This window comes from Modestobacter sp. SYSU DS0904 (genome assembly GCF_054051115.1).
Window position 1 is genome coordinate 58,118 of the sequence record NZ_JBJHAQ010000016.1, and the last position, 18,903, is coordinate 77,020.

The 18,903-nt window shown below is 72.9% G+C and carries 21 protein-coding genes; 2 read left to right on the forward strand and 19 right to left on the reverse strand.

Annotated elements, in window-relative coordinates; translation table 11 throughout:
- Positions 1 to 57: 57 nt before the first annotated feature.
- Entirely contained in the window at positions 58 to 411 is a 354-nt protein-coding gene (locus ACI79U_RS12270) for a hypothetical protein (RefSeq protein ID WP_457067039.1), read from the forward strand.
- Between the two features lie 15 nt (positions 412 to 426).
- On the opposite strand, the gene murA is transcribed toward ACI79U_RS12270, so the two are convergent.
- A complete protein-coding gene (gene murA, locus ACI79U_RS12275; protein WP_457067042.1) occupies positions 427 to 1,722 on the reverse strand; it encodes a UDP-N-acetylglucosamine 1-carboxyvinyltransferase in 1,296 nt (431 codons plus the stop codon).
- 86 nt (positions 1,723 to 1,808) lie between these two features.
- On the opposite strand from murA, the gene ACI79U_RS12280 reads away from it, so the two are divergent.
- Positions 1,809 to 2,417, forward strand: a complete 609-nt coding sequence (locus tag ACI79U_RS12280) for a cob(I)yrinic acid a,c-diamide adenosyltransferase (protein ID WP_457067044.1) — start codon at positions 1,809 to 1,811, stop codon at positions 2,415 to 2,417.
- Positions 2,418 to 2,441: 24 nt separating this feature from the next.
- Here the strand turns inward: ACI79U_RS12280 and ACI79U_RS12285 are convergent, their stop codons facing one another.
- The 18 genes from ACI79U_RS12285 to rho form a co-directional block, all read right to left on the reverse strand.
- The gene (locus ACI79U_RS12285; RefSeq protein WP_457067047.1) at positions 2,442 to 2,846 is read right to left on the reverse strand and encodes a DUF2550 domain-containing protein; all 405 of its coding nucleotides are present in this window, start codon (positions 2,844 to 2,846) and stop codon (positions 2,442 to 2,444) included.
- 40 nt (positions 2,847 to 2,886) lie between these two features.
- Positions 2,887 to 3,276, reverse strand: a complete 390-nt coding sequence (locus ACI79U_RS12290) for a F0F1 ATP synthase subunit epsilon (protein ID WP_457067050.1) — start codon at positions 3,274 to 3,276, stop codon at positions 2,887 to 2,889.
- 188 nt (positions 3,277 to 3,464) lie between these two features.
- Positions 3,465 to 3,656: a hypothetical protein gene (locus ACI79U_RS12295; protein ID WP_457067052.1), complete on the reverse strand. Its 192-nt coding sequence runs from the start codon at positions 3,654 to 3,656 to the stop codon at positions 3,465 to 3,467.
- Between the two features lie 317 nt (positions 3,657 to 3,973).
- Entirely contained in the window at positions 3,974 to 5,419 is a 1,446-nt protein-coding gene (gene atpD / locus ACI79U_RS12300; RefSeq protein WP_457067054.1) for a F0F1 ATP synthase subunit beta, read from the reverse strand.
- A 103-nt stretch (positions 5,420 to 5,522) separates the two neighbouring features.
- Complete coding sequence (locus ACI79U_RS12305) at positions 5,523 to 6,485, reverse strand: F0F1 ATP synthase subunit gamma (protein ID WP_457067056.1); 963 nt, start codon at positions 6,483 to 6,485, stop codon at positions 5,523 to 5,525.
- Position 6,486: 1 nt separating this feature from the next.
- Positions 6,487 to 8,124, reverse strand: coding sequence for a F0F1 ATP synthase subunit alpha (gene atpA / locus ACI79U_RS12310; RefSeq protein ID WP_457067059.1), 1,638 nt, complete (start codon positions 8,122 to 8,124; stop codon positions 6,487 to 6,489).
- A gap of 74 nt (positions 8,125 to 8,198) precedes the next feature.
- Entirely contained in the window at positions 8,199 to 9,029 is an 831-nt protein-coding gene (locus tag ACI79U_RS12315; protein WP_457067062.1) for a F0F1 ATP synthase subunit delta, read from the reverse strand.
- Positions 9,029 to 9,607, reverse strand: coding sequence for a F0F1 ATP synthase subunit B (locus ACI79U_RS12320; protein WP_457067064.1), 579 nt, complete (start codon positions 9,605 to 9,607; stop codon positions 9,029 to 9,031). The genes ACI79U_RS12315 and ACI79U_RS12320 overlap by 1 nt, the downstream gene beginning before the upstream one ends.
- 52 nt (positions 9,608 to 9,659) lie before the next feature.
- A complete protein-coding gene (gene atpE / locus ACI79U_RS12325) occupies positions 9,660 to 9,890 on the reverse strand; it encodes an ATP synthase F0 subunit C (RefSeq protein WP_014377627.1) in 231 nt (76 codons plus the stop codon).
- A gap of 107 nt (positions 9,891 to 9,997) precedes the next feature.
- Positions 9,998 to 10,825, reverse strand: a complete 828-nt coding sequence (gene atpB / locus ACI79U_RS12330) for a F0F1 ATP synthase subunit A (RefSeq protein WP_457067067.1) — start codon at positions 10,823 to 10,825, stop codon at positions 9,998 to 10,000.
- Positions 10,822 to 11,145, reverse strand: coding sequence for an AtpZ/AtpI family protein (locus ACI79U_RS12335; protein WP_457072801.1), 324 nt, complete (start codon positions 11,143 to 11,145; stop codon positions 10,822 to 10,824). Before ACI79U_RS12335 ends, atpB begins: the two co-directional genes overlap by 4 nt.
- A gap of 14 nt (positions 11,146 to 11,159) precedes the next feature.
- The gene (locus ACI79U_RS12340; protein ID WP_457067072.1) at positions 11,160 to 11,633 is read right to left on the reverse strand and encodes a hypothetical protein; all 474 of its coding nucleotides are present in this window, start codon (positions 11,631 to 11,633) and stop codon (positions 11,160 to 11,162) included.
- A complete protein-coding gene (locus tag ACI79U_RS12345; RefSeq protein WP_457067074.1) occupies positions 11,630 to 12,928 on the reverse strand; it encodes a glycosyltransferase family 4 protein in 1,299 nt (432 codons plus the stop codon). The genes ACI79U_RS12340 and ACI79U_RS12345 overlap by 4 nt, the downstream gene beginning before the upstream one ends.
- Before the next feature lie 230 nt (positions 12,929 to 13,158).
- Complete coding sequence (locus tag ACI79U_RS12350; protein ID WP_457067076.1) at positions 13,159 to 13,800, reverse strand: L-threonylcarbamoyladenylate synthase; 642 nt, start codon at positions 13,798 to 13,800, stop codon at positions 13,159 to 13,161.
- Between the two features lie 52 nt (positions 13,801 to 13,852).
- Entirely contained in the window at positions 13,853 to 14,719 is an 867-nt protein-coding gene (gene prmC, locus ACI79U_RS12355) for a peptide chain release factor N(5)-glutamine methyltransferase (RefSeq protein ID WP_457067185.1), read from the reverse strand.
- Positions 14,716 to 15,792 carry a peptide chain release factor 1 gene (gene prfA / locus ACI79U_RS12360; protein WP_457067078.1) on the reverse strand — a complete coding sequence of 359 codons (1,077 nt, stop codon included), beginning with the start codon at positions 15,790 to 15,792 and terminating at the stop codon, positions 14,716 to 14,718. The genes prmC and prfA overlap by 4 nt, the downstream gene beginning before the upstream one ends.
- A 119-nt stretch (positions 15,793 to 15,911) precedes the next feature.
- Complete coding sequence (gene rpmE, locus ACI79U_RS12365; RefSeq protein ID WP_457067080.1) at positions 15,912 to 16,136, reverse strand: 50S ribosomal protein L31; 225 nt, start codon at positions 16,134 to 16,136, stop codon at positions 15,912 to 15,914.
- Positions 16,137 to 16,297: 161 nt separating this feature from the next.
- On the reverse strand, positions 16,298 to 18,652 hold the full coding sequence (gene rho / locus ACI79U_RS12370) for a transcription termination factor Rho (protein ID WP_457067082.1): 2,355 nt from the start codon (positions 18,650 to 18,652) through the stop codon (positions 16,298 to 16,300).
- Between the last annotated feature and the right edge of the window lie 251 nt (positions 18,653 to 18,903).

Below are 18,903 nucleotides of genomic sequence, written 5' to 3' on the forward strand. Positions count from 1 at the left end.
CGACCGGTAACAACGCCTCGCTCGCGTGGTGGGAGTGGCACACTCGGTCGCGGGCCGGTGACGGGCCGGCCCGCGACCAGCCAGGAGGTCGACGTGCCGATCGACGCCGGGAGCCTGCACTACCTCGTCGGGCCGGTCATCGCGCTGGTCATGCTCGGCCTGATCGGGCTCTTCCTGCGCTGGGCGTTCGCCTCGGACTCCTCGACGAAGCCGCGCCGGCCCGAGGAGCTGCTCACCCCGGTGGCGACGATGACCCGCCGGGAGTCGGCGCTGGCCTTCCGCGCGGTGCTCTCCGACGCCGGGATCCGCTCGACCATCCGGCACCCCGCCGCCCACCGCTCCGACGTGCTGGTCTTCCCCGAGGACCTGGCGCGTGCCCGCGCGCTGGCGCTGTCCTTCCAGGGGCAGTGACCGGAGGGCCCTCCCTCAGCCCGGGCGCTCGGTCCGCTCGATCTGCACACCCACGCCGCGCAGCTGCTCGAGGAACGCCGGGTACCCGCGGTCGACGTGGTGCACGTCCTGCACCTCGGTGACCCCGTCGGTGAGCAGGCCGGCGAGCACCAGGCCCGCGCCGGCGCGGATGTCGGTGGCCAGCACCGGCGCGCTGGACAGGCGCTCGCGACCGCGGACCACCGCGTGGTGGCCGTCGATCCGCACGTCCGCACCGAGCCGGACCAGCTCGTTGACGAACATGAACCGGCCCTCGAACACGTTCTCGGTGATCAGCGCGGTGCCCGTGGACACCGCGGCCAGCGCGACCGCCATCGGCTGCAGGTCGGTCGGGAAGCCCGGGAAGGGCAGCGTGACGACGTCGACCGCGCGGGGCCGGTCGTCCATCGCGACCCGCACCCCCTCGGACAGCGCCTCGACGGTGGCCCCGGCGGCGACCAGCTTCTCCAGCGGCACGGAGAGGTGGTCGGCGACCGCCCGCTCCACCAGGACGTCGCCGCGGGTCATCACCGCCCCGATCGCCCAGGACCCGGCGACGATCCGGTCGGGCACCGTCGTGTACTCGACCGGGTGCAGCTCCGTCACGCCCTCGACGGTGATCGTGGAGGTGCCGGCGCCCTCGATCCGGGCACCCATCGCGGTGAGCATCCGGCACAGGTCGACGATCTCCGGCTCACGGGCCGCGTTGTCCACCACCGTGGTGCCCTTCGCCAGGGCGGCGGCCATGACCAGGTTCTCGGTGGCCCCCACCGACGGGAAGTCCAACCAGATCGAGGTGCCGATCAGCGTCGGGGCGGTGGCGATCAGGAAGCCGTGCTCGTTGACCACCGTGGCACCGAGCCGCTCGAGGCCGGCCACGTGCATGTCCAGGCCGCGGGAGCCGATCGCGTCGCCACCGGGCAGGGCGACCTTGGCGGTTCCCAGCCGGGCGACCAGCGGGCCCAGCACGCTGATCGAGGCCCGCATCCGGCGCACCAGGTCGTAGTCGGTCTCGCTGGAGGGCTTCTCCGGGACGTCGATGAGCACCCGGCCGCCGCCGCTGGGGCTCTCGCCCTCGCGCCGGGGGTACCGCTCGAAGCTGACGCCGCACCCCAGCCGGCGCAGCACCTCGCTCATGATCTCCACGTCGAGGATGTCGGGCACCTCGTCCAGGGTGGTGCGTCCCGGGGCGAGCAACGCGGCGGCCATCAGCTTGAGGGCGCTGTTCTTCGCACCGGTGACCCGGACCCGGCCGCGCAGCGACGTACCGCCGGTCACCTCGAAGCACTCCACGCGCCCAGCCTAGAGGCGGACACCGGACCCGCTCGCCGGCGCGGTGGCCAGCCCGGTCCGTGCGACCCGCGGCTTACGCTCGGGGCATGACCGTCCGGCTGACCCGCATCTACACCCGCACCGGTGACGCCGGCCAGACGCACCTGGGCGACATGTCCCGGGTGACCAAGACCGATCGCCGGCTGATCGCCTACGCCGACGTCGACGAGACCAACAGCGTGCTCGGCGTCGCCCTGGCCCTCGGGTCCCCCGCGCCCGAGGTCGCCGAGCTGCTGAGCTCGGTGCAGAACGACCTGTTCGACGTCGGTGCCGACCTGTCCACGCCGGTGGTCGCCGAGCCCGCGCACCCGCCGCTGCGGGTCACCGCCGCCTACACCGAGCGGCTGGAGGCGGCGTGCGACGAGCACAACGCGCAGCTGCCCGCGCTGACCTCGTTCGTGCTGCCCGCCGGGACGCCGCTGGCCGCGCTGCTGCACCAGGCCCGCACGGTGGCCCGGCGGGCCGAGCGCAGCGTGTGGTCGCTGCTGGAGGCAGACGCCGAGCACACCAACGCGGAGACCGCCCGCTACCTGAACCGGCTCTCGGACCTGCTGTTCATCCTGGCCCGGCGGGCCAACCCCGAGGGCGACGTGCTGTGGGAGCCCGGCGCGCACAGCGGCGTCCACGCCCAGCGAGAGGCGAGGGAACAGCGCTAGTCGCCCCTGCAGCGGGGTCGCTCATCAACGATCGACGGGCGGGGCGGACTCGATCCAGGACAGGAAGCCGGTCACCGTCGAGGGGTCCATCGCCAGCTCCTGCGGGCCCGCGCCGGTGCGGCAGGTCAGCACCACGCTCTCGGCCGGCAGCGCCAGGTCTCCCTGGTCCGGACGGCGACGCGCGTCGACCCGGAACTCCCCGCGGCACAGCCGCTGGTTGGGCCGCACCGACAGGGACAGCGCCCGGTACCAGAGCAGGGTGTCGCCGGAGTACCAGGCCACGCCCAGCGCCCAGCGCCCGGCATCGGCGGGCCGGAGCCACATCGTCACCGCGCCCAGGCCGGAGAGGAGGAACCGGCGGCGGAGCAGGAAGGCGGCGATCAGCGCCACCAGCAGCACGCCGACGACGACCAGGACGAGGGTGGTCACCGGGGCGCGGCTGGCGGGGGCAGCAGGACGGACCGGGCGATCAGGCGTCCTGTCCGGCGGCGCGCAGTCGGGACTGGGCGCGGCGCGCGGCCGCGACGGCCTCGGGCTCGTCGCCGGCCTGCTGGGCGCGGCGCAGTGCCTCGCGCGCCCGTTCGACGTCGATCTCGTTCGCGATCTCCGCGGTCTCGGCGAGGATCGACACGCCGTGACCGGTGACGGAGAGGAATCCTCCGTGCGCGGCCACGACGAGCTCCTCGCCGGACTCCTGCTGGATGCGGACGACGCCACCGGGGGCCAGCTCGCCGAGCAGCGGCGCGTGACCGGCCAGCACCCCGAGCTCACCTTCGGTGGTCCGCGCGATCACCCGGGTGGCCTCGCCGGACCAGATCATCCGCTCCACGGCCACGAGCTCGACCTGCAGGGTCGCCACGACACTCCTCGGGGGTCACCGGGCCGGCGATCAGCCGGCGGTGCGGGCCACCGGTCCGGCTGGACGCGGCGACGGGTCATGCCCACTGTAACGGGAACACCCGCGCCGGCTCAGCGCAGGGCGTCCCGGCCCCGCTGCCGGGACCCGCGCTGGGCGTGCGCGGTGCGGGGGGGCAGTGGGGTCCTTCCTCAGGCGCTCCGTCGGTAGACGACGGTCCAGCGCCCGAGCCGCACCTGCGGGTGCCAGACGACCGACGGGGGCGCCCAGTCCTCGTCGGTGAAGGAGCGGCCCTCGACCGGCGCGTACGGCGGCCAGCTCCACTCCAGGGCGTCGGCGGGCAGTGGTGCGTGCCGGTCACCCGGGCCCGCCGCCGTACCCACCCGTCGCAGCGGTCCTGCGAGGTCCCACTTGTGCACGAGCCGAACTCCCGACTGCCGCACCCGCCGTCCGGGTGCTCCCCGACCATGGTCGTCACGCCGGGACCCTTCCTTGAGCCCCCCGTGCGGCGAACACCCGATCGGGCGCACCGGCGCTGCGCGTCGTCACCCTCCGCGCGGGCAGGACGACGACGGCCGGGCCCCCCGAAGGGAACCCGGCCGTCCGCAAGCCGATGGAGCGGCCCGCTGCAGTACCGGAGCCGGCCCCGTCCAGAGGCTCACCCCGAGCGTGCGAGGGGTGAGGAGGACGGGGTCCTTCCTCAGCTCTTCTTGAGCTTGGCGAAGTTCCGCTCGAGGTCCTCGAGGCCACCGCACATGAAGAAGGCCTGCTCGGGGACGTGGTCGTACTCGCCGGCCGCGACCGCCTTGAACGCCTGCAGCGTCTCCGACAGCGGGACGTAGGAGCCCGGCTGACCGGTGAAGGCCTCGGCGACGAACATGTTCTGCGACAGGAAGCGCTCGATGCGACGGGCCCGGTTGACGGTGACCTTGTCCTCCTCGCCGAGCTCGTCGATGCCGAGGATCGCGATGATGTCCTGCAGCTCCTGGTAGCGTTGCAGGATCCGCTGCACCTCACGGGCGGTGTCGTAGTGCTCCTGCCCGATGTACTGCGGGTCGAGGATCCGGCTGGTGGAGTCCAGCGGGTCGACGGCCGGGTAGATGCCCTTCTCGGAGATGGGCCGGGAGAGCACCGTCGTCGCGTCGAGGTGGGCGAACGTGGTGTGCGGCGCCGGGTCGGTGATGTCGTCGGCAGGCACGTAGATGGCCTGCATCGAGGTGATCGACCGGCCACGGGTGGAGGTGATCCGCTCCTGCAGCGTGCCCATCTCGTCGGCCAGGGTCGGCTGGTAGCCCACCGCGGAGGGCATCCGCCCGAGCAGGGTGGAGACCTCCGAGCCGGCCTGGGTGAACCGGAAGATGTTGTCGATGAAGAGCAGCACGTCCTGGTCGGCCTCGTCGCGGAAGTACTCCGCCATGGTCAGCGCGGAGAGCGCGACCCGCAGCCGGGTGCCCGGCGGCTCGTCCATCTGGCCGAAGACCAGCGCGGTCGAGTTGATGACGCCGGACTCGGTCATCTCGGTGATGAGGTCGTTGCCCTCGCGGGTCCGCTCCCCCACACCGGCGAAGACGGAGACGCCACCGAACTCCTGGGCGACGCGACGGATCATCTCCTGGATGAGGACGGTCTTGCCCACACCGGCGCCACCGAACAGGCCGATCTTCCCGCCGCGCACGTAGGGCGTCAGCAGGTCGATGACCTTGATGCCGGTCTCGAGGAGGTCGGTACGCCCCTCGAGCTGGTCGAACTTCGGCGCGTGCCGGTGGATCGTCCAGCGCAGGGCGTCCTCGCCGTAGCCGGGCGTGTCCAGGCACTCGCCGAGCGCGTTGAACACGTGCCCGGTGACGACCTCGCCGACCGGCACGGAGATCGCCGAGCCGGTGTCGAGCACCGGCGCCCCACGGACCAGGCCGTCGGTCGGGGCCATGGAGATGGTGCGGACCACGTTGTCACCCAGGTGCTGGGCGACCTCGAGGGTCAGCGTCTTGCGGAGGTCGGCCAGGGTGACGTCGACCTTCAGCGCGTTGTACAGGTCGGGCATCGCGTCGCGGGGGAACTCGACGTCGACGACCGGCCCGGTGACCCGGACGACGCGGCCGTTGCCGGTCGTCTCCCGGGTGGTCGGACGGTCCTCGGTGACGGTCATCTGTGCTGCTCTCCTGCCCTCGGGCTCGGTGGTCCTACGACTTCAGTGTCCCCGGCAGCGGCGGCGGGCGGCGCTGCCGGGGACGGTGGATCGGTTGCGGGGCTCAGTCGTTCTGCCCCGCGGAGACGAGGGCGTCGGCACCGCCGACGATCTCGCTGATCTCCTGGGTGATCTCCGCCTGCCGGGCCTGGTTGGCCTGGCGGGACAGGTTCTTGGCCAGCTCCTCGGCGTTGTCCGAGGCGGACTTCATCGCCCGCCGCCGCGACGCCGACTCCGAGGCCGCTGCCTCCAGCATCGCCGCGTAGATGCGGGTGGTGACGTACTTGGGCAGCAGCGCGTCGAGCAGCTGCTCCGGGGAGGGCTCGAACTCGTAGGAGGCCACCGGCTCGGACCCGTTGGACCCGTTGCCGGACTGCCCCTCCTCGAGCTCGTCGACCTCCTCGACCACCAGCGGAGCCATCCGCTTGGCGACGGGCACCTGGGACAGCAGCGAGCGGAACTCGGTGTACACGATGTGCAGCTCGTCGACACCCAACACGCCGTCGTCACCGGCCCCGCCCTCGTCGTCGTCCGCACCGGCGGTGAAGGCCTCGATGAGGGTCGAGCCGACCTCCTGGGCGTTCTCGTACGCGGGCTGCTCGGAGAAGCCGGTCCAGCTGTCCTCGAGGGCCCGGTCGCGGAACCGGTAGTACGTCTCGCCCTTGCGGCCGACGACGTACAGCAGCGGCTCCTTGCCCTCGTCCCGCAGCAGACCGAGGAGCTCCTCGGTGCGCCGCAGGACGTTGACGTTGTACGAGCCGGCGAAGCCCCGGTCGGAGGTGATCACCAGGACCGCCACCCGGCGCGGGTTCTCCCGCTCGTTCAGCAGCGGGTGGTCCAGGCTGGCGGATCCCGCCAGCGCGGAGAGCACCCGGGTGATCTCCCGGGAGTAGGGCTTGGAGGCCTCGACCCGGGCCTGGGCACGCACGATGCGGGCACCGGCGATCAGCTCCTGGGCCGAGAAGATCTTCTTCGTCGACCGGGTGGAGCGGATCCGGCGCCGCAGCGCGCGCAGGCTACCGGCCACGTCAGGAGCTCCGCTTGACCCGGACGGTCTCCTGACCGCGCTCGCTCGCGTCCAGGGACTCGACCTCGGGCTCGTTCACCTGCAGCGACTCACCCTCGCCGGTGGTGAACTGCCCGTAGAAGGAGTCCACCGCCCGCTCCAGGCTGCTCACCGTGTCGTCGCTGAGCACCTTGCTGTTGCGGATGTCGTCGAAGATCGTGTTGTCGCCCCGGGCGATGAAGTCCAGGAACTCCAGCTCGAACTTGCGCACGTCGCTCACCGGGACCTTGTCCAGCTTGCCGGTGGTGCCCAGCCACAGCGACACGACCTCGCGCTCCACCGGGAACGGCGAGTACTGCCCCTGCTTGAGGAGTTCGACCAGCCGCTGACCGCGGTCCAGCGTCGCCCGGCTGGAGGCGTCCAGGTCCGAGGAGAAGGAGGAGAAGGCCTCCAGCTCGCGGAACTGCGCCAGGTCCAGGCGGAGCCGACCGGCGACCGACTTCATCGCCTTGATCTGCGCCGAGCCACCGACCCGGGACACCGAGACACCGACGTTGATCGCCGGGCGGACACCGGAGTTGAACAGACCGGTCTCGAGGAAGATCTGCCCGTCGGTGATCGAGATGACGTTGGTCGGGATGTACGCCGAGACGTCGTTGCCCTTGGTCTCGATGAGCGGCAGGCCGGTCATCGAGCCCGCCCCCAGCTCGTCGTTGAGCTTCGCGCAACGCTCGAGCAGGCGGGAGTGCAAGTAGAAGACGTCGCCGGGGTAGGCCTCACGGCCCGGCGGGCGGCGCAGCAGCAGCGAGACGGCGCGGTAGGCCTCCGCCTGCTTGGACAGGTCGTCGAAGACGATCAGGACGTGCTTGCCCTCGTACATCCAGTGCTGGCCGATGGCCGAGCCGGTGTAGGGGGCGATGTACTTGAAGCCGGCGGCCTCGGAGGCCGGGGCGGCGACGATGGTCGTGTACTCCATCGCGCCGGCGTCCTCGAGCGCGGCCCGGGTGGCCGCGATCGTGGAGCCCTTCTGGCCGACGGCGACGTAGATGCAGCGGACCTGCTGCTTCGGGTCGCCGGTCGCCCAGGCCTGCTTCTGGTTGATGATCGTGTCCAGCGCGATGGCGGACTTGCCGGTCTGCCGGTCACCGATGATCAGCTGGCGCTGGCCCCGGCCGATCGGCGTCATGGCGTCGATCGCCTTGATGCCGGTCTGCATCGGCTCGTGCACCGACTGCCGCTGCACCACCGTGGGCGCCTGCAGCTCCAGCGCGCGGCGGGAGGTGGTCTCGATCGGGCCCGCGCCGTCGATGGCGTTGCCCAGCGGGTCGACGACCCGGCCGAGGTAACCGTCACCGACCGGCACGGAGAGCACCTCGCCGGTGCGGCGGACCGTCTGGCCCTCCTCGATGCCGGCGAAGTCACCGAGGATGACGACGCCGACCTCGCGCACGTCGAGGTTCAGCGCCAGGCCCCGCACGCCGCCCTCGAACTCGAGCAGCTCGTTGGTCATGACCGAGGGCAGGCCCTCGACCCGGGCGATGCCATCGCCGGACTCGGTGACGACCCCGACCTCTTCCCGGGAGACGTCCGGGCTGTAGTCGGAGACGTAGTTCTGGATGGCACTGCGGATCTCGTCCGCGGAGATCGTCAGCTCGGCCATGGCTGTCGCGTCCTCTTCTGCTGGTGTCTGTGGGTGGTGGGGGCGGGCCCGGTGCGCGCGGCGGTCGGCGGTGGTCAGCCGGCCAGTCGGCGGCCGGCGGCCTCGAGGCGGTGGGCGATGCTGCCGTCGATGACCTCGTCATCGACGCGGATGACCAGCCCTCCGAGCACCGTCGGGTCGATCTGGACCTGCAACCCCATGGTGCGCCCGTAGAGCCGCTCGAGAGCGGTGATGAGCCGCCGCTGCTGGGCCTCGCTCAGCGGGACGGCACTGACCACCGAGGCCACCGACCGGCCGCGCCGGTGGGCGGCGACCGTGGACAGCCGCTCGATCTCGTTCTCCGCATGCAGGACGTGCGAGCTGCCCAGCAGGTTCCGCAGCAGCCGCTCGGTGACCGGGCTGACCTTCCCGGCCAGCAGCCGGTCCAGCAGTTCCAGCTTCCCCTCGCGGGGCGCCGTGCGGTCCCCGAGGATCTGGGCGAGCCGACCGTCCGCGGCCACGATGCGGCCGAACCGGAACAGGTCGTCCTCGACGCCCTCGAGCTCCCCGCGTGCGTCGGCCGCGTCGAGCGCGGCCTCCGTCGCCAGGGTCTCGGTCGCCTCGACCAGGTCCAGCGGCCGGGACCACCGCTGCCGGGCCACCGTCTCGACGACGTCGAGGGCGGTGGCACCCACCTGGGCGGCCAGCAGCCGGCGGGCCAGCCCGGCCCGGTCGTCCGGGCGGACGGACGGGTCGGACAGCGCGCGGCGCAGGGTGATCTGGCCGTCGAGCAGGTGCGCCACGGCGAACAGCTCGTCGGCCAGCGACAGCAGCGCATCGCCGCGGGTGCGGCTGCGCGCCCCCGCGGTGTGCTGCTCCAGCTGCGCCCGGGAGGCCTCCAGGGCGGCCCGACTCGCGGCGTCCATCAGCGCGCGTCCTGCGGGGCGTAGACGGAGCTGCCGCCCCGCGCATCCCCGGACGTGGCGGTCATGCCGTCGAGGTTGTCCAGGAACCGGTCGACGGTGCCGCTGCGGCGGGCGTCGTCGGCGAGGGACTCACCGACGACCCGACCGGCCAGGTCGACGGCGAGTGCGCCGATCTGGCCGCGCAGCTCGGTCACGACCTGCTGGCGGGAGGTAGCGAGCTGCTCCTCGCCGCGGGCCACGATCCGGGCGGACTCCTCCTGGGCCTGGGCCCGGAGCTCCTCGATGATGCGCTGCCCCTCGGCCCGCGCGGTGTCGCGGATCTGCGCCGCCTCGGTGCGGGCCTCGGCCAGCTGGGCGCGGTACTGCTCCAGCGCCGCCTTGGCCTCGGCCTGCATCGCCTCGGCGCGCTCGATGCCGCCCTCGATCGCCTCGCGGCGGGCCTGGAAGGCCTTCTCGAAGGCGGGTGCAACGAACTTCCACATCACGAAGAGGAGGACCAGGAAGGCGATCAGCCCGATGATGATCTCGCCGACCACCGGGAAGAGCGGGTTCGGGCTCTCCGCTGCCAGGATGCTCATGCTCTCAACGTCCCTGTCTGGAGTCGATGACCGTACGCGGGTGGCGTACGGATCAGGTGCCGTAGACGAGGGGGGCGACGAAGCCGATCAGGGCCAGTGCCTCGGCGAGCGCGAACCCGAGGAAGGCGTAGGTGCGGGTCAGGCCGGCGGACTCGGGCTGGCGGGCGGTGGCCTGGATGTAGGCGGCCCACACCAGACCGACACCGATGCCCGGGCCGATCGTGGCGATGCCGTAGCCGACGGAACCGATGCTGCCTTCGAGCTCTGCGAGAACCTCGATCATTGCGGGGTGTTCCTCCTGTGTCGGTCGCCCGGTGGTCACCGGGCGGCTGGCGGGGTCGTGCGGTGGTGCAGTACGTGGGGTGAACCGGGCCGGCCACCGCGCTCAGGTCAGTGCGCGGCCTCGACCGAACCGTTGAGGTAGGTGCCCATCAGCATCGTGAAGACGTAGGCCTGCAGGAAGATGATGAGCAGCTCGAAGAACGTCATCACGATCGCCATCAGCGCCGACAGCGGAGCGAAGACCATCGAGTAGTTGCCCACCGTGAACAGGTAGGTCGCACCGAGCGCGAAGGTGACCAGCAGCATGTGGCCGGCGAACAGGTTCGCGAAGAGCCGGATCGCCAGGGTGAACGGCCGCACGATGAAGTTCTGCAGCAGCTCCAGCGGGGTCACCAGGATGTAGGCGGCCTTCGGGACTCCCGGCAGGAACATGATGTCGCGGAAGTAGGGCCACAGCCCCTGGTTCTTGATCCCGACGGCGATGTACACGACCCAGCAGACGAGCGCGAGCACCAGCGGGAAGGAGAACCGGGCCATCGGGGAGATCTGGATCCCGGGGATGATCGCCAGTGCGTTGTTCGCGAGGATGAAGAAGAACAGCGAGGCGAGGAACGGGGCGAACGGCAGCCCCTTGGGTCCCACCACGTCGCGGGCGATGCCGTCGCGGACGAGCGAGTACCCCGACTCACCGATGAACTGCAGCCTGCCGGGGACCACGGCGGCCTTGCGGGCCGACATCACCAGGAAGACCAGGATCGCCGCGGTGGCCAGCCACAGCGCCAGGATGATCCGGTCGATGTCGAACTGGATGCCGAGGGCCGAGAAGCCGAAGAGCGTCTCCGGGAAGAACTCACCGACGCCGGGGGGCGTGAAGCCGCCGCCGGGGTCGCTCTCCACAGCGAGCACGTCGGCGAGCGCGTGGGCGCTGGAGGTCACCGTTGTCCCTTCTGCGTCCTGGGCCGGCTCCGTCGTCCGCCCGAGGTGGTGCTGGCGCTCTGCCCGGGGACCGGGTCGAGCGCGCCGTACTTCTTGACCACAACGTAGATGGCCACCGTCACGCCGAGAAGCACGCCTACCGGCAGGAAGAAGATCGTCTCCAGCCACCGGTCGAGCAGCCACCCGGCCCCGCCCCACACAGCCATCCCGGACATCATGGTTCCGGTGACGGCCCAGCCCATGTCCGCCCCACTGGGCTGACGAGCTGGATTAGCGGGTCGTGGTCGGGTTTCCCCGCGAACGGGCATGTCCTCGGCCATCGCGTCGGACACTATCAGCCGCGTTTCGCGGTCTCTTCGGGTCCGTTGCCCGGCCCACCCGGGGGTGGGGGCGGGGGCACGTAGAACAGCTGCCGGGTCCACACCCAGCGCAGCTGCACCACGCTCCACAGCAGCGCCCCGGCGACCACCGTCCAGGCCATCACCCGGCGGTCCGGCCAGCCGTCCTCCGGCAGCTGGGTCAGCAGCGGGAACAGCAGTAGCGCCTTGAGCCCGAACGTCCCCAGCGCGGCCGGCAGCGTCCAGGTGTCGTCGACCCGCCCGGCCCAGCCGACCACCGCACCGGAGACGCAGAAGAAGAAGCTGACCACCGCGGCGCCCAGGAGCACCGAGAGCGCATCCGCCCAGCTCAGCGCAAGGCCGACGACGAGTGCGGCGACCGCGGCGACCCCCGTGGTGACCAGCACGCCGATGCGCAGGAACGACAGGTCCCACGGCACCTCGTCCCGGTGCTGAGAGGGCGCGGTCACCGGCGCAACCCCGCCGGCCGGGCCGTACCGGCCTTCGTCGGCACGGTGTCAGGCGTCGTGGCCGGCACGGCGTCGGTCGTCGTGGTCGGGACGGCGTCGGACGCCGCCCGCTCCCGCACCGCGCGGCTGGCGGGGTGGGCGGTGCGGCTCCGCTCGCGCATCGCGGCGAGCTCGGCCTGGCGGGCGGCGATCGCGGCCCGCCGGGCGCGCGGGCTGAGGACGACGACGACCCCGACGACCAGCAGGGCCCCGATGACCACGAGCACCTCGACGGTGCCGCCGGTGATGGACAGCGCGACGGCGCCGAAGCTCAGCAGGGCCGCCCAGAAGTACATGATCAGCACTGCCCGGCGGTGCGAGTGCCCGATGGACAGCAGCCGGTGGTGCAGGTGCATCTTGTCCGGGGCGAAGGGCGACTGCCCGCGCAGGCTGCGCCGCACGACCGCCATGACCAGGTCGACGAACGGGATGAACAGCACCGCGACCGGCACCAGCAGCGGCAGGGTCAGCGGCAGCAGGTTGGCCGCGGAGCCGAGGGTCTGCGAGTCGGTCTGCCCGGTGGCCGAGACCGCGGCGGCGGACAGCATCAGCCCGACCAGCATCGACCCGGAGTCGCCCATGAAGATCCGGGCCGGGCTGAAGTTGTGCGGCAGGAAGCCCAGGCAGGCACCGGCGAGCACGGCGGTGATCAGCGCCGGGGCGCTGGAGACGTCGTCGTAGCCGATGTAGCCGAGGTGGTAGCTGTAGGCGAAGAAGGCCAGCGCCGCGATCGCCGAGACGCCCGCGGCCAGGCCGTCGAGGCCGTCGATGAAGTTCAGCGCGTTGACCGTGAGCACGGTGAGCAGCACGGTGGCCGGCACCCCGACGTCCGGGCCCAGCGACAGGGTGCCGATGTCGGCGACCGGCAGGAACACGTACGCCAGCTGGACGCCGAGCAGCACCATCACCCCGGCCGCGGCGATCTGACCGGTGAGCTTGGTGAGCGCATCCAGGCCGAACCGGTCGTCGAGGACCCCGAGCAGGCAGATCAGCCCGCCGGCGACGAGCACGGCGACCGTCTGGGAGCTGAACTCGAAGCTGCGCTGGAGCGAGGGCAGCTGCGAGGCGACCAGCACCCCGGCGGCCACGCCCAGGTACATCGCCACTCCCCCGCCCCGCGGGGTGGGGATGACGTGCACGTCGCGGTCGCGGACCGCCGCCATCACCCGGAAGCGGACCGCCGCCACCCGCACCACCGGGGTGGCCAGGAAGGTGACCAGCCCCGCGGCGAGCAGGACGACGACGTACTCGCGCATGCGATCAGCGCGCCGTCGCGCGCGTTCCGGCCGGACGGGTCATCGCGGTGCACTCCAGAGCGGTGGTGGGACGTGGCGCCCCGGCGCCCGGGACGGGGCGCACGGCTGACACGCCACGGTATCCCGTACCCGCGGCCCGCCCCTGGCAGACCGCCGTGAACCGCGCGCCCGGCCCCGGTGCAGGGGCCCGCCGCGAGCCTGCGAGCGGTGGGGGGCACCGGGGTCCTTCATCAGTCGGTGAGCTCGGGCACGATCTCGCGCAACCGCTCGACGTCGATGGCGCCGTGCCGGAGCACCCGCGGGGTCGGGGCGGTGCAGTCGACGATCGTGCTCGCCGCGGTCCCGGCGCGCGGCCCGGCGTCGAGGACCACGGCGGCGTGCTCGCCCAGCTGGGCCACCGCCTCCTCCGCGGTGGTCGCCGCCGGACGACCGGAGCGGTTGGCGCTGGAGACCGCCAGCGGGCCGGTGCGCCGCAGCAGGTCACGGGCGACGTCGTCGTCGGGCAGGCGGACGGCCACCGTGCCCTCCGCGTCGCCGAGGTCCCAGGCCAGCGAGGGCGCATGCTCGACCACCAGGGTCAGCCCACCCGGCCAGAAGGCCTCGGCCAGGTCGTGGGCGACCTTCGGGACGGTGCTCACCAGCCCGGCCAGGGTGGACGCCTCGCCGATGAGCACCGGCGTGGGCATGCTGCGGCCGCGGTTCTTGGCGGCGAGCAGCCGGGTGACGGCCGCCGGGGTGAAGGCGTCGGCGGCGACGCCGTACACGGTGTCGGTGGGCACGAGGACGAGCTCGCCGCGCGAGACGGCGACCGCCGCGGCGGTCAGCCCCTGCTCGCGCCGCTCGGGGTCACTGCAGTCGTAGACGTCGGGCACGAGTGCGCAGTCTGCTCCACCGGGGCCGCGTGCCGTGCACAGGTGGTCCCGGTCAGCCCGTCGTCGCCCGCTGGGCCGTGGTGTAGCGCGGCCGGCCGGCGAGGTCGGCGTGGTCGGTGACCTGGGTCCAGCCGCCGTGCGCGCGGGCCAGCGCCGGCAGCGCGGCCCCCTGCTGGTCGGCGTGCTCGATGCCCAGCCACCCGCCGGGCCGCAGCAGTCGGGCGGCGGTGTCGAGCAGGCCCCGCACGACGTCCAGCCCGTCCGGCCCGCCCCACAGCGCCAGCGGCGGGTCGTGGTCGGCGACCTCCCGGGGCAGCCCGGCGCCGTCGGGCACATAGGGCGGGTTGGAGACGACGACGTCGACCGTGCCGTCGAGCTCGGCGAGCAGCCGCGGATCCGTCATGTCCCCGGCCCGGACGTCGACCGGGTGGTCGCCGGCGGCGGCCCGGGCGCGGGCGTTGAGCCGGGTCCACTCGATCGCCCCGGCGTCCCGCTCGACGGCGACCACCCGGGCCCCGGGGTGCTCGTGCGCGACCGACAGCGCGATCGCCCCGGAGCCGGTGCCCAGGTCGACGACGAGCGGTGCGTCCTGCTCGGCGATCCGGTCGAGCACCCAGCCGGTGACGAGCTCGGTCTCCGGGCGGGGCACGAACACCCCGGGCCCGACGGCGAGCTCGAGGTGCCGGAAGGGGGCGGTGCCGGTGAGGTGCTGCAGCGGCACCCGGTCGGCCCGCAGCTCGACCCAGCCGGTGAACCGGTCGGCGGCGGCCGCGGGGACGTCGCCGGCGGTGAGCAGCGCGGCGCGGGAGGTGCCCAGGACGGCGGCGAGCAGCAGTTCGGCGTCCACCCGCGGCGACTCCACCCCGGCCTCGGCGAGCCGGCGCGTCGCGTCGGCGAGCAGCGTGCGGGCGGCGGTCAGGACCCGGCCGCCAGCAGCTCGGCGGTGTGCGCGGCGGTCAGCGCGTCGATCACCGGGTCCAGCTCGCCGTCCAGCACCTGGTCGAGGTTGTGCGCCTTGAAGCCGACCCGGTGGTCGGAGATGCGGTTCTCCGCGTAGTTGTAGGTGCGCACCCGCTCGCTGCGGTCGACGGTCCGCACCTGGCTGCGGCGGGCGTCGCTGGCGGCCGCGGCGGCCTCGTCGCGGGCTGCGGCGAGCAGCCGGGAGCGCAGCACCCGCAGCGCGGACTCGCGGTTCTGCAGCTGGCTCTTCTCGTTCTGCGAGCTGACCACGATGCCGCTGGGCAGGTGGGTGATCCGCACCGCGGAGTCGGTGGTGTTCACGCTCTGGCCGCCGGGGCCGGAGGAGCGGAAGACGTCGATCCGCAGGTCGTTGGGGTCGACGCTGACGTCGACCTCCTCGGCCTCGGGCAGCACGAGCACGCCGACCGCGGAGGTGTGGATGCGCCCCTGGGACTCGGTGACCGGCACCCGCTGGACCCGGTGCACGCCGCCCTCGAACTTCAGCCGGGACCAGACCGACTCCGGGCCGCGGGCCTTGATCGCCACCGCGACGTCCTTGTAGCCGCCCAGCTCGGCGTCGACCGCGTCGAGGACCTCGGTGGACCACCCCTGGCGCTCGGCGTACCGCAGGTACATGCGCAGCAGGTCCCCGGCGAACAGCGCCGACTCCGCGCCACCCTCCCCCGCCTTGATCTCGAGGATGACGTCCTTGTCGTCGTCGGGGTCCTTGGGCAGCAGCTGCTCGGTGAGGCGCTGGGTCAGCTCGGCGACGCGGAGCTGGAGCGCCTCGGCCTCCACGGCGAAGGACGCGTCCTCGGGTGCCAGCTCCTGCGCCGCGGCCAGGTCGTCCCGGGCGGCGTCCAGCGCGCGGGCGGTCTCCACCACCGGGGCGAGCCGGGCGTAGCGCCGGCCCAGCCGCCGGGCTCGCGCGGTGTCGGCGTGCACCGCCGGGTCGGCGAGCTCCAGCTCGAGCTCGGCGTGCTCGCTGAGCAGTCCGGCCAGCCGGTCGCTGCCGGTGTCACTGCTGCTCACGGGACCACCTACGGGACGCGGGGACGCTCCCGGGTACCGGGAGCGCGGGAGGCGGGGCTGGACATGACGACGGCGCCCGCCCCGCCCCCGTAGGGGCGGCGCGGGCGCCGTCGGAGGTGCTACTTCTCGGCGCCGGCGGCGCGCTTGCCGAACCGCTTCTCGAAGCGGGCGACGCGGCCACCGGTGTCCAGGATGCGCTGCTTGCCCGTGTAGAAGGGGTGGCAGGCGGAGCAGGTCTCGACGGTCATCGTGCCGCCGGCGGCCGTGCTCTTGGTCGTGAACGTGTTGCCGCAACCGCAGGTCACCGTGGTGACGTGGTAGTCCGGGTGGATGTCGGCCTTCATGCCGTGCACCCTCTCTCTGGTCTCGTGGTCTCAGTGGAACGGACGCCGCCGGGAGCTGGGGACGACCCGGCAGCGGAGGCTCGATCGGCCAGTGTACGTGGCTCTTCGGCCCCGTCCCGGGGCCCACCCTGAGCGTCCGAAGGGTGGGGAGGACGGGGTGCTTATTCCTTGTCGCCGAGGCCGAGCGTCGTCTTCTGCACCTGCATGAGGAACTCGACGTTGTTGCGGGTCTTCCGCATCCGGTCGAGCAGCAGCTCCAGCGCCTGCTGGGGCTCCAGGGCCGACAGCACCCGGCGCAGCTTGATGACGATCGCCAGCTCGTCGGGCGAGAGGAGGATCTCCTCCTTGCGCGTGCCCGACGCGTTGACGTCGACGGCCGGGAAGACCCGCTTGTCCGCCAGCCGGCGGTCGAGCTTGATCTCGGCGTTCCCGGTGCCCTTGAACTCCTCGAAGATGACCGTGTCCATCGTCGAGCCGGTCTCGACCAGCGCCGAGGCGATGATCGTCAGCGAGCCGCCGTTCTCGATGTTGCGGGCCGCGCCGAGGAAGCGCTTGGGCGGGTACAGCGCCGTGGAGTCGACACCGCCGGAGAGGATGCGCCCGCTGGCGGGGGCCGCCAGGTTGTAGGCGCGGCCCAGCCGGGTGATCGAGTCCAGCAGGACGACGACGTCGTGGCCCATCTCGACCAGGCGCTTGGCCCGCTCGATGGACAGCTCCGCGACCGTGGTGTGGTCCGCCGGCGGACGGTCGAAGGTGGAGGCGATGACCTCACCCTTCACCGACCGCTGCATGTCGGTGACCTCCTCGGGCCGCTCGTCGACGAGGACGACCATGAGGTGGCACTCGGGGTTGTTCGTGGTGATCGCGTTGGCGATCGACTGCAGCACCATCGTCTTGCCGGCCTTCGGCGGGCTGACGATCAGCGCCCGCTGCCCCTTGCCGATCGGCATGACCAGGTCCATCACGCGGGTGGTCATCAGGTGCGGCTCGGTCTCCAGCCGCAGGCGGTCCTGCGGGTAGAGCGGGGTGAGCTTGGTGAAGTCCGGCCGGTTGCGGGCCTGCTCGGGGTCCATGCCGTTGACCGAGTCGAGCCGGACGAGCGCGTTGTACTTGTCCTTGCGCTCACCCTCCCGCGGCTGACGGACGGCGCCGGTGATCGCGTCACCGCGGCGCAGGCCGTACCGGCGCACCTGGGAGAGCGACACGTAGACGTCGTTCGGGCCGGTCAGGTACCCGGAGGTGCGGACGAACGCGTAGTTGTCCAGCACGTCCAGGATGCCGGCGACCGGCAGCAGGACGTCGTCCTCGCTGACCGTGGGCTCGCCCTGGTCGAACCGCTCGCGCCCGCCGGTGGCCTGACCGCCACGGCGGTTGCGGTCGCGGTAGCGACGGCCCCGGCGGCGGCCGCTGCCCTCGAAGTCGTCGTCGTCCTCGTCGTTGCGGACGTCGGTGCGCTCGTTGCCCCGGCCGGTGTCGCGCTGCTCGGGGCGGTCGTTGCGGTTGCGGCCGCTGCGGTTGCCCCGCTCGTCGCGGTTGCCCCCGTCGCGGTCGTTGTCGCGGTCGTTGCGGTTGCGGCCGCCGCGGTCCTCGCCGTCCCGGCCACCCTCGGTGCGGGCGGCGCGGTCCTCACGCGGGCCACGGTCCTCGCGGGGGCCACGGTCCTCACGGGGGCCACGGTCCTCACGGGGGCCACGGTCCTCACGGTTGCCACGGTCCTCGCGGTTGCCGGAGTCGCGGGGGCCACGGTCCTCGCGGGTGCCGGAGTCGCGGTTGCCGCGCTCCTCACGGGGCGCCTCGGCGTCCCGGTCACCGCGGTTGCGGCTGCGGCTGGGGCGCTCCCGCTGCGGGCGGTCGCCCTCGGTGCGCCCGTCGGCCGGCGGCGTCTCCACGGCGGGGGCATCGGTCGTGCCGGCGTCGGTCGTACCCGCGTCGGTGGTCCCGGCGTCGGTCGTGCCGGCGTCGGTCGTGCCGGCGTCGGTCGTGCCGGCATCGGTCGTACCGGCATCGGCGGTCGGGGCCTCCGTGCTGGTCGCGGCCGGAGCTGCGTCGCTGCCGGCGGCCGGCGCACCGGCCGGACGGCTCGCCGCACGCCGGCGACGGCCGGTCGGGGCCGTCTCGACGGGGTCGGCGTCACCGGTGGTGACCGGGCCGCCGTTGGCGCCGCCGCTCACGGGCGCCTCGAGGGGCGCCGCCGAGGTGGCTGCTCCGCCGTCGGCGCGGGGCGCCGGGACGGCCGGGGCGTCGGTCTGGCTGTCGGTGGTTCGGCTCTCCGGCGCCGGGGACGCCGGCGCACTCACCTGGCGCTCGGAGATGGCGGCGACCAGGTCGCTCTTGCGCATCTTCCCGGTGCCGGGGATGCCCAGCTCGCCGGCCAGGCGCTGCAGCTCGGGGAGCAGCATGCCGGACAGCCCGCTGCCGCGACGGCGGGAACGGGGGGCCGTTCCGCTGCCGGCGGCTGCCTCGTCGGACGGGGCGGCGTCGCGCTCGCCGTCGATGAGGTCGGTGGTCTCGCTCACGTACAGGTCCTTCCCTGCGGTGACCTGCGCCTACCAGCGCAGGAGGTGACCCGGTCCCGGAGGCGGCAGGAGCCCGGAGGCTCGTGGCGACCATGCGGAGGCGTCGGGTCTGTGGATGCGGGCCGAGGATCGAGGAGACGATCACCGAGAGAGGGTCGTCCGTCTGCAACGTCCCGCGTGAGGCTCGCCCGGGGGCGGCTACGTCGTCAGCCTAGATGCCGGTTGACATACGCCACAACACCGGCTGCCAC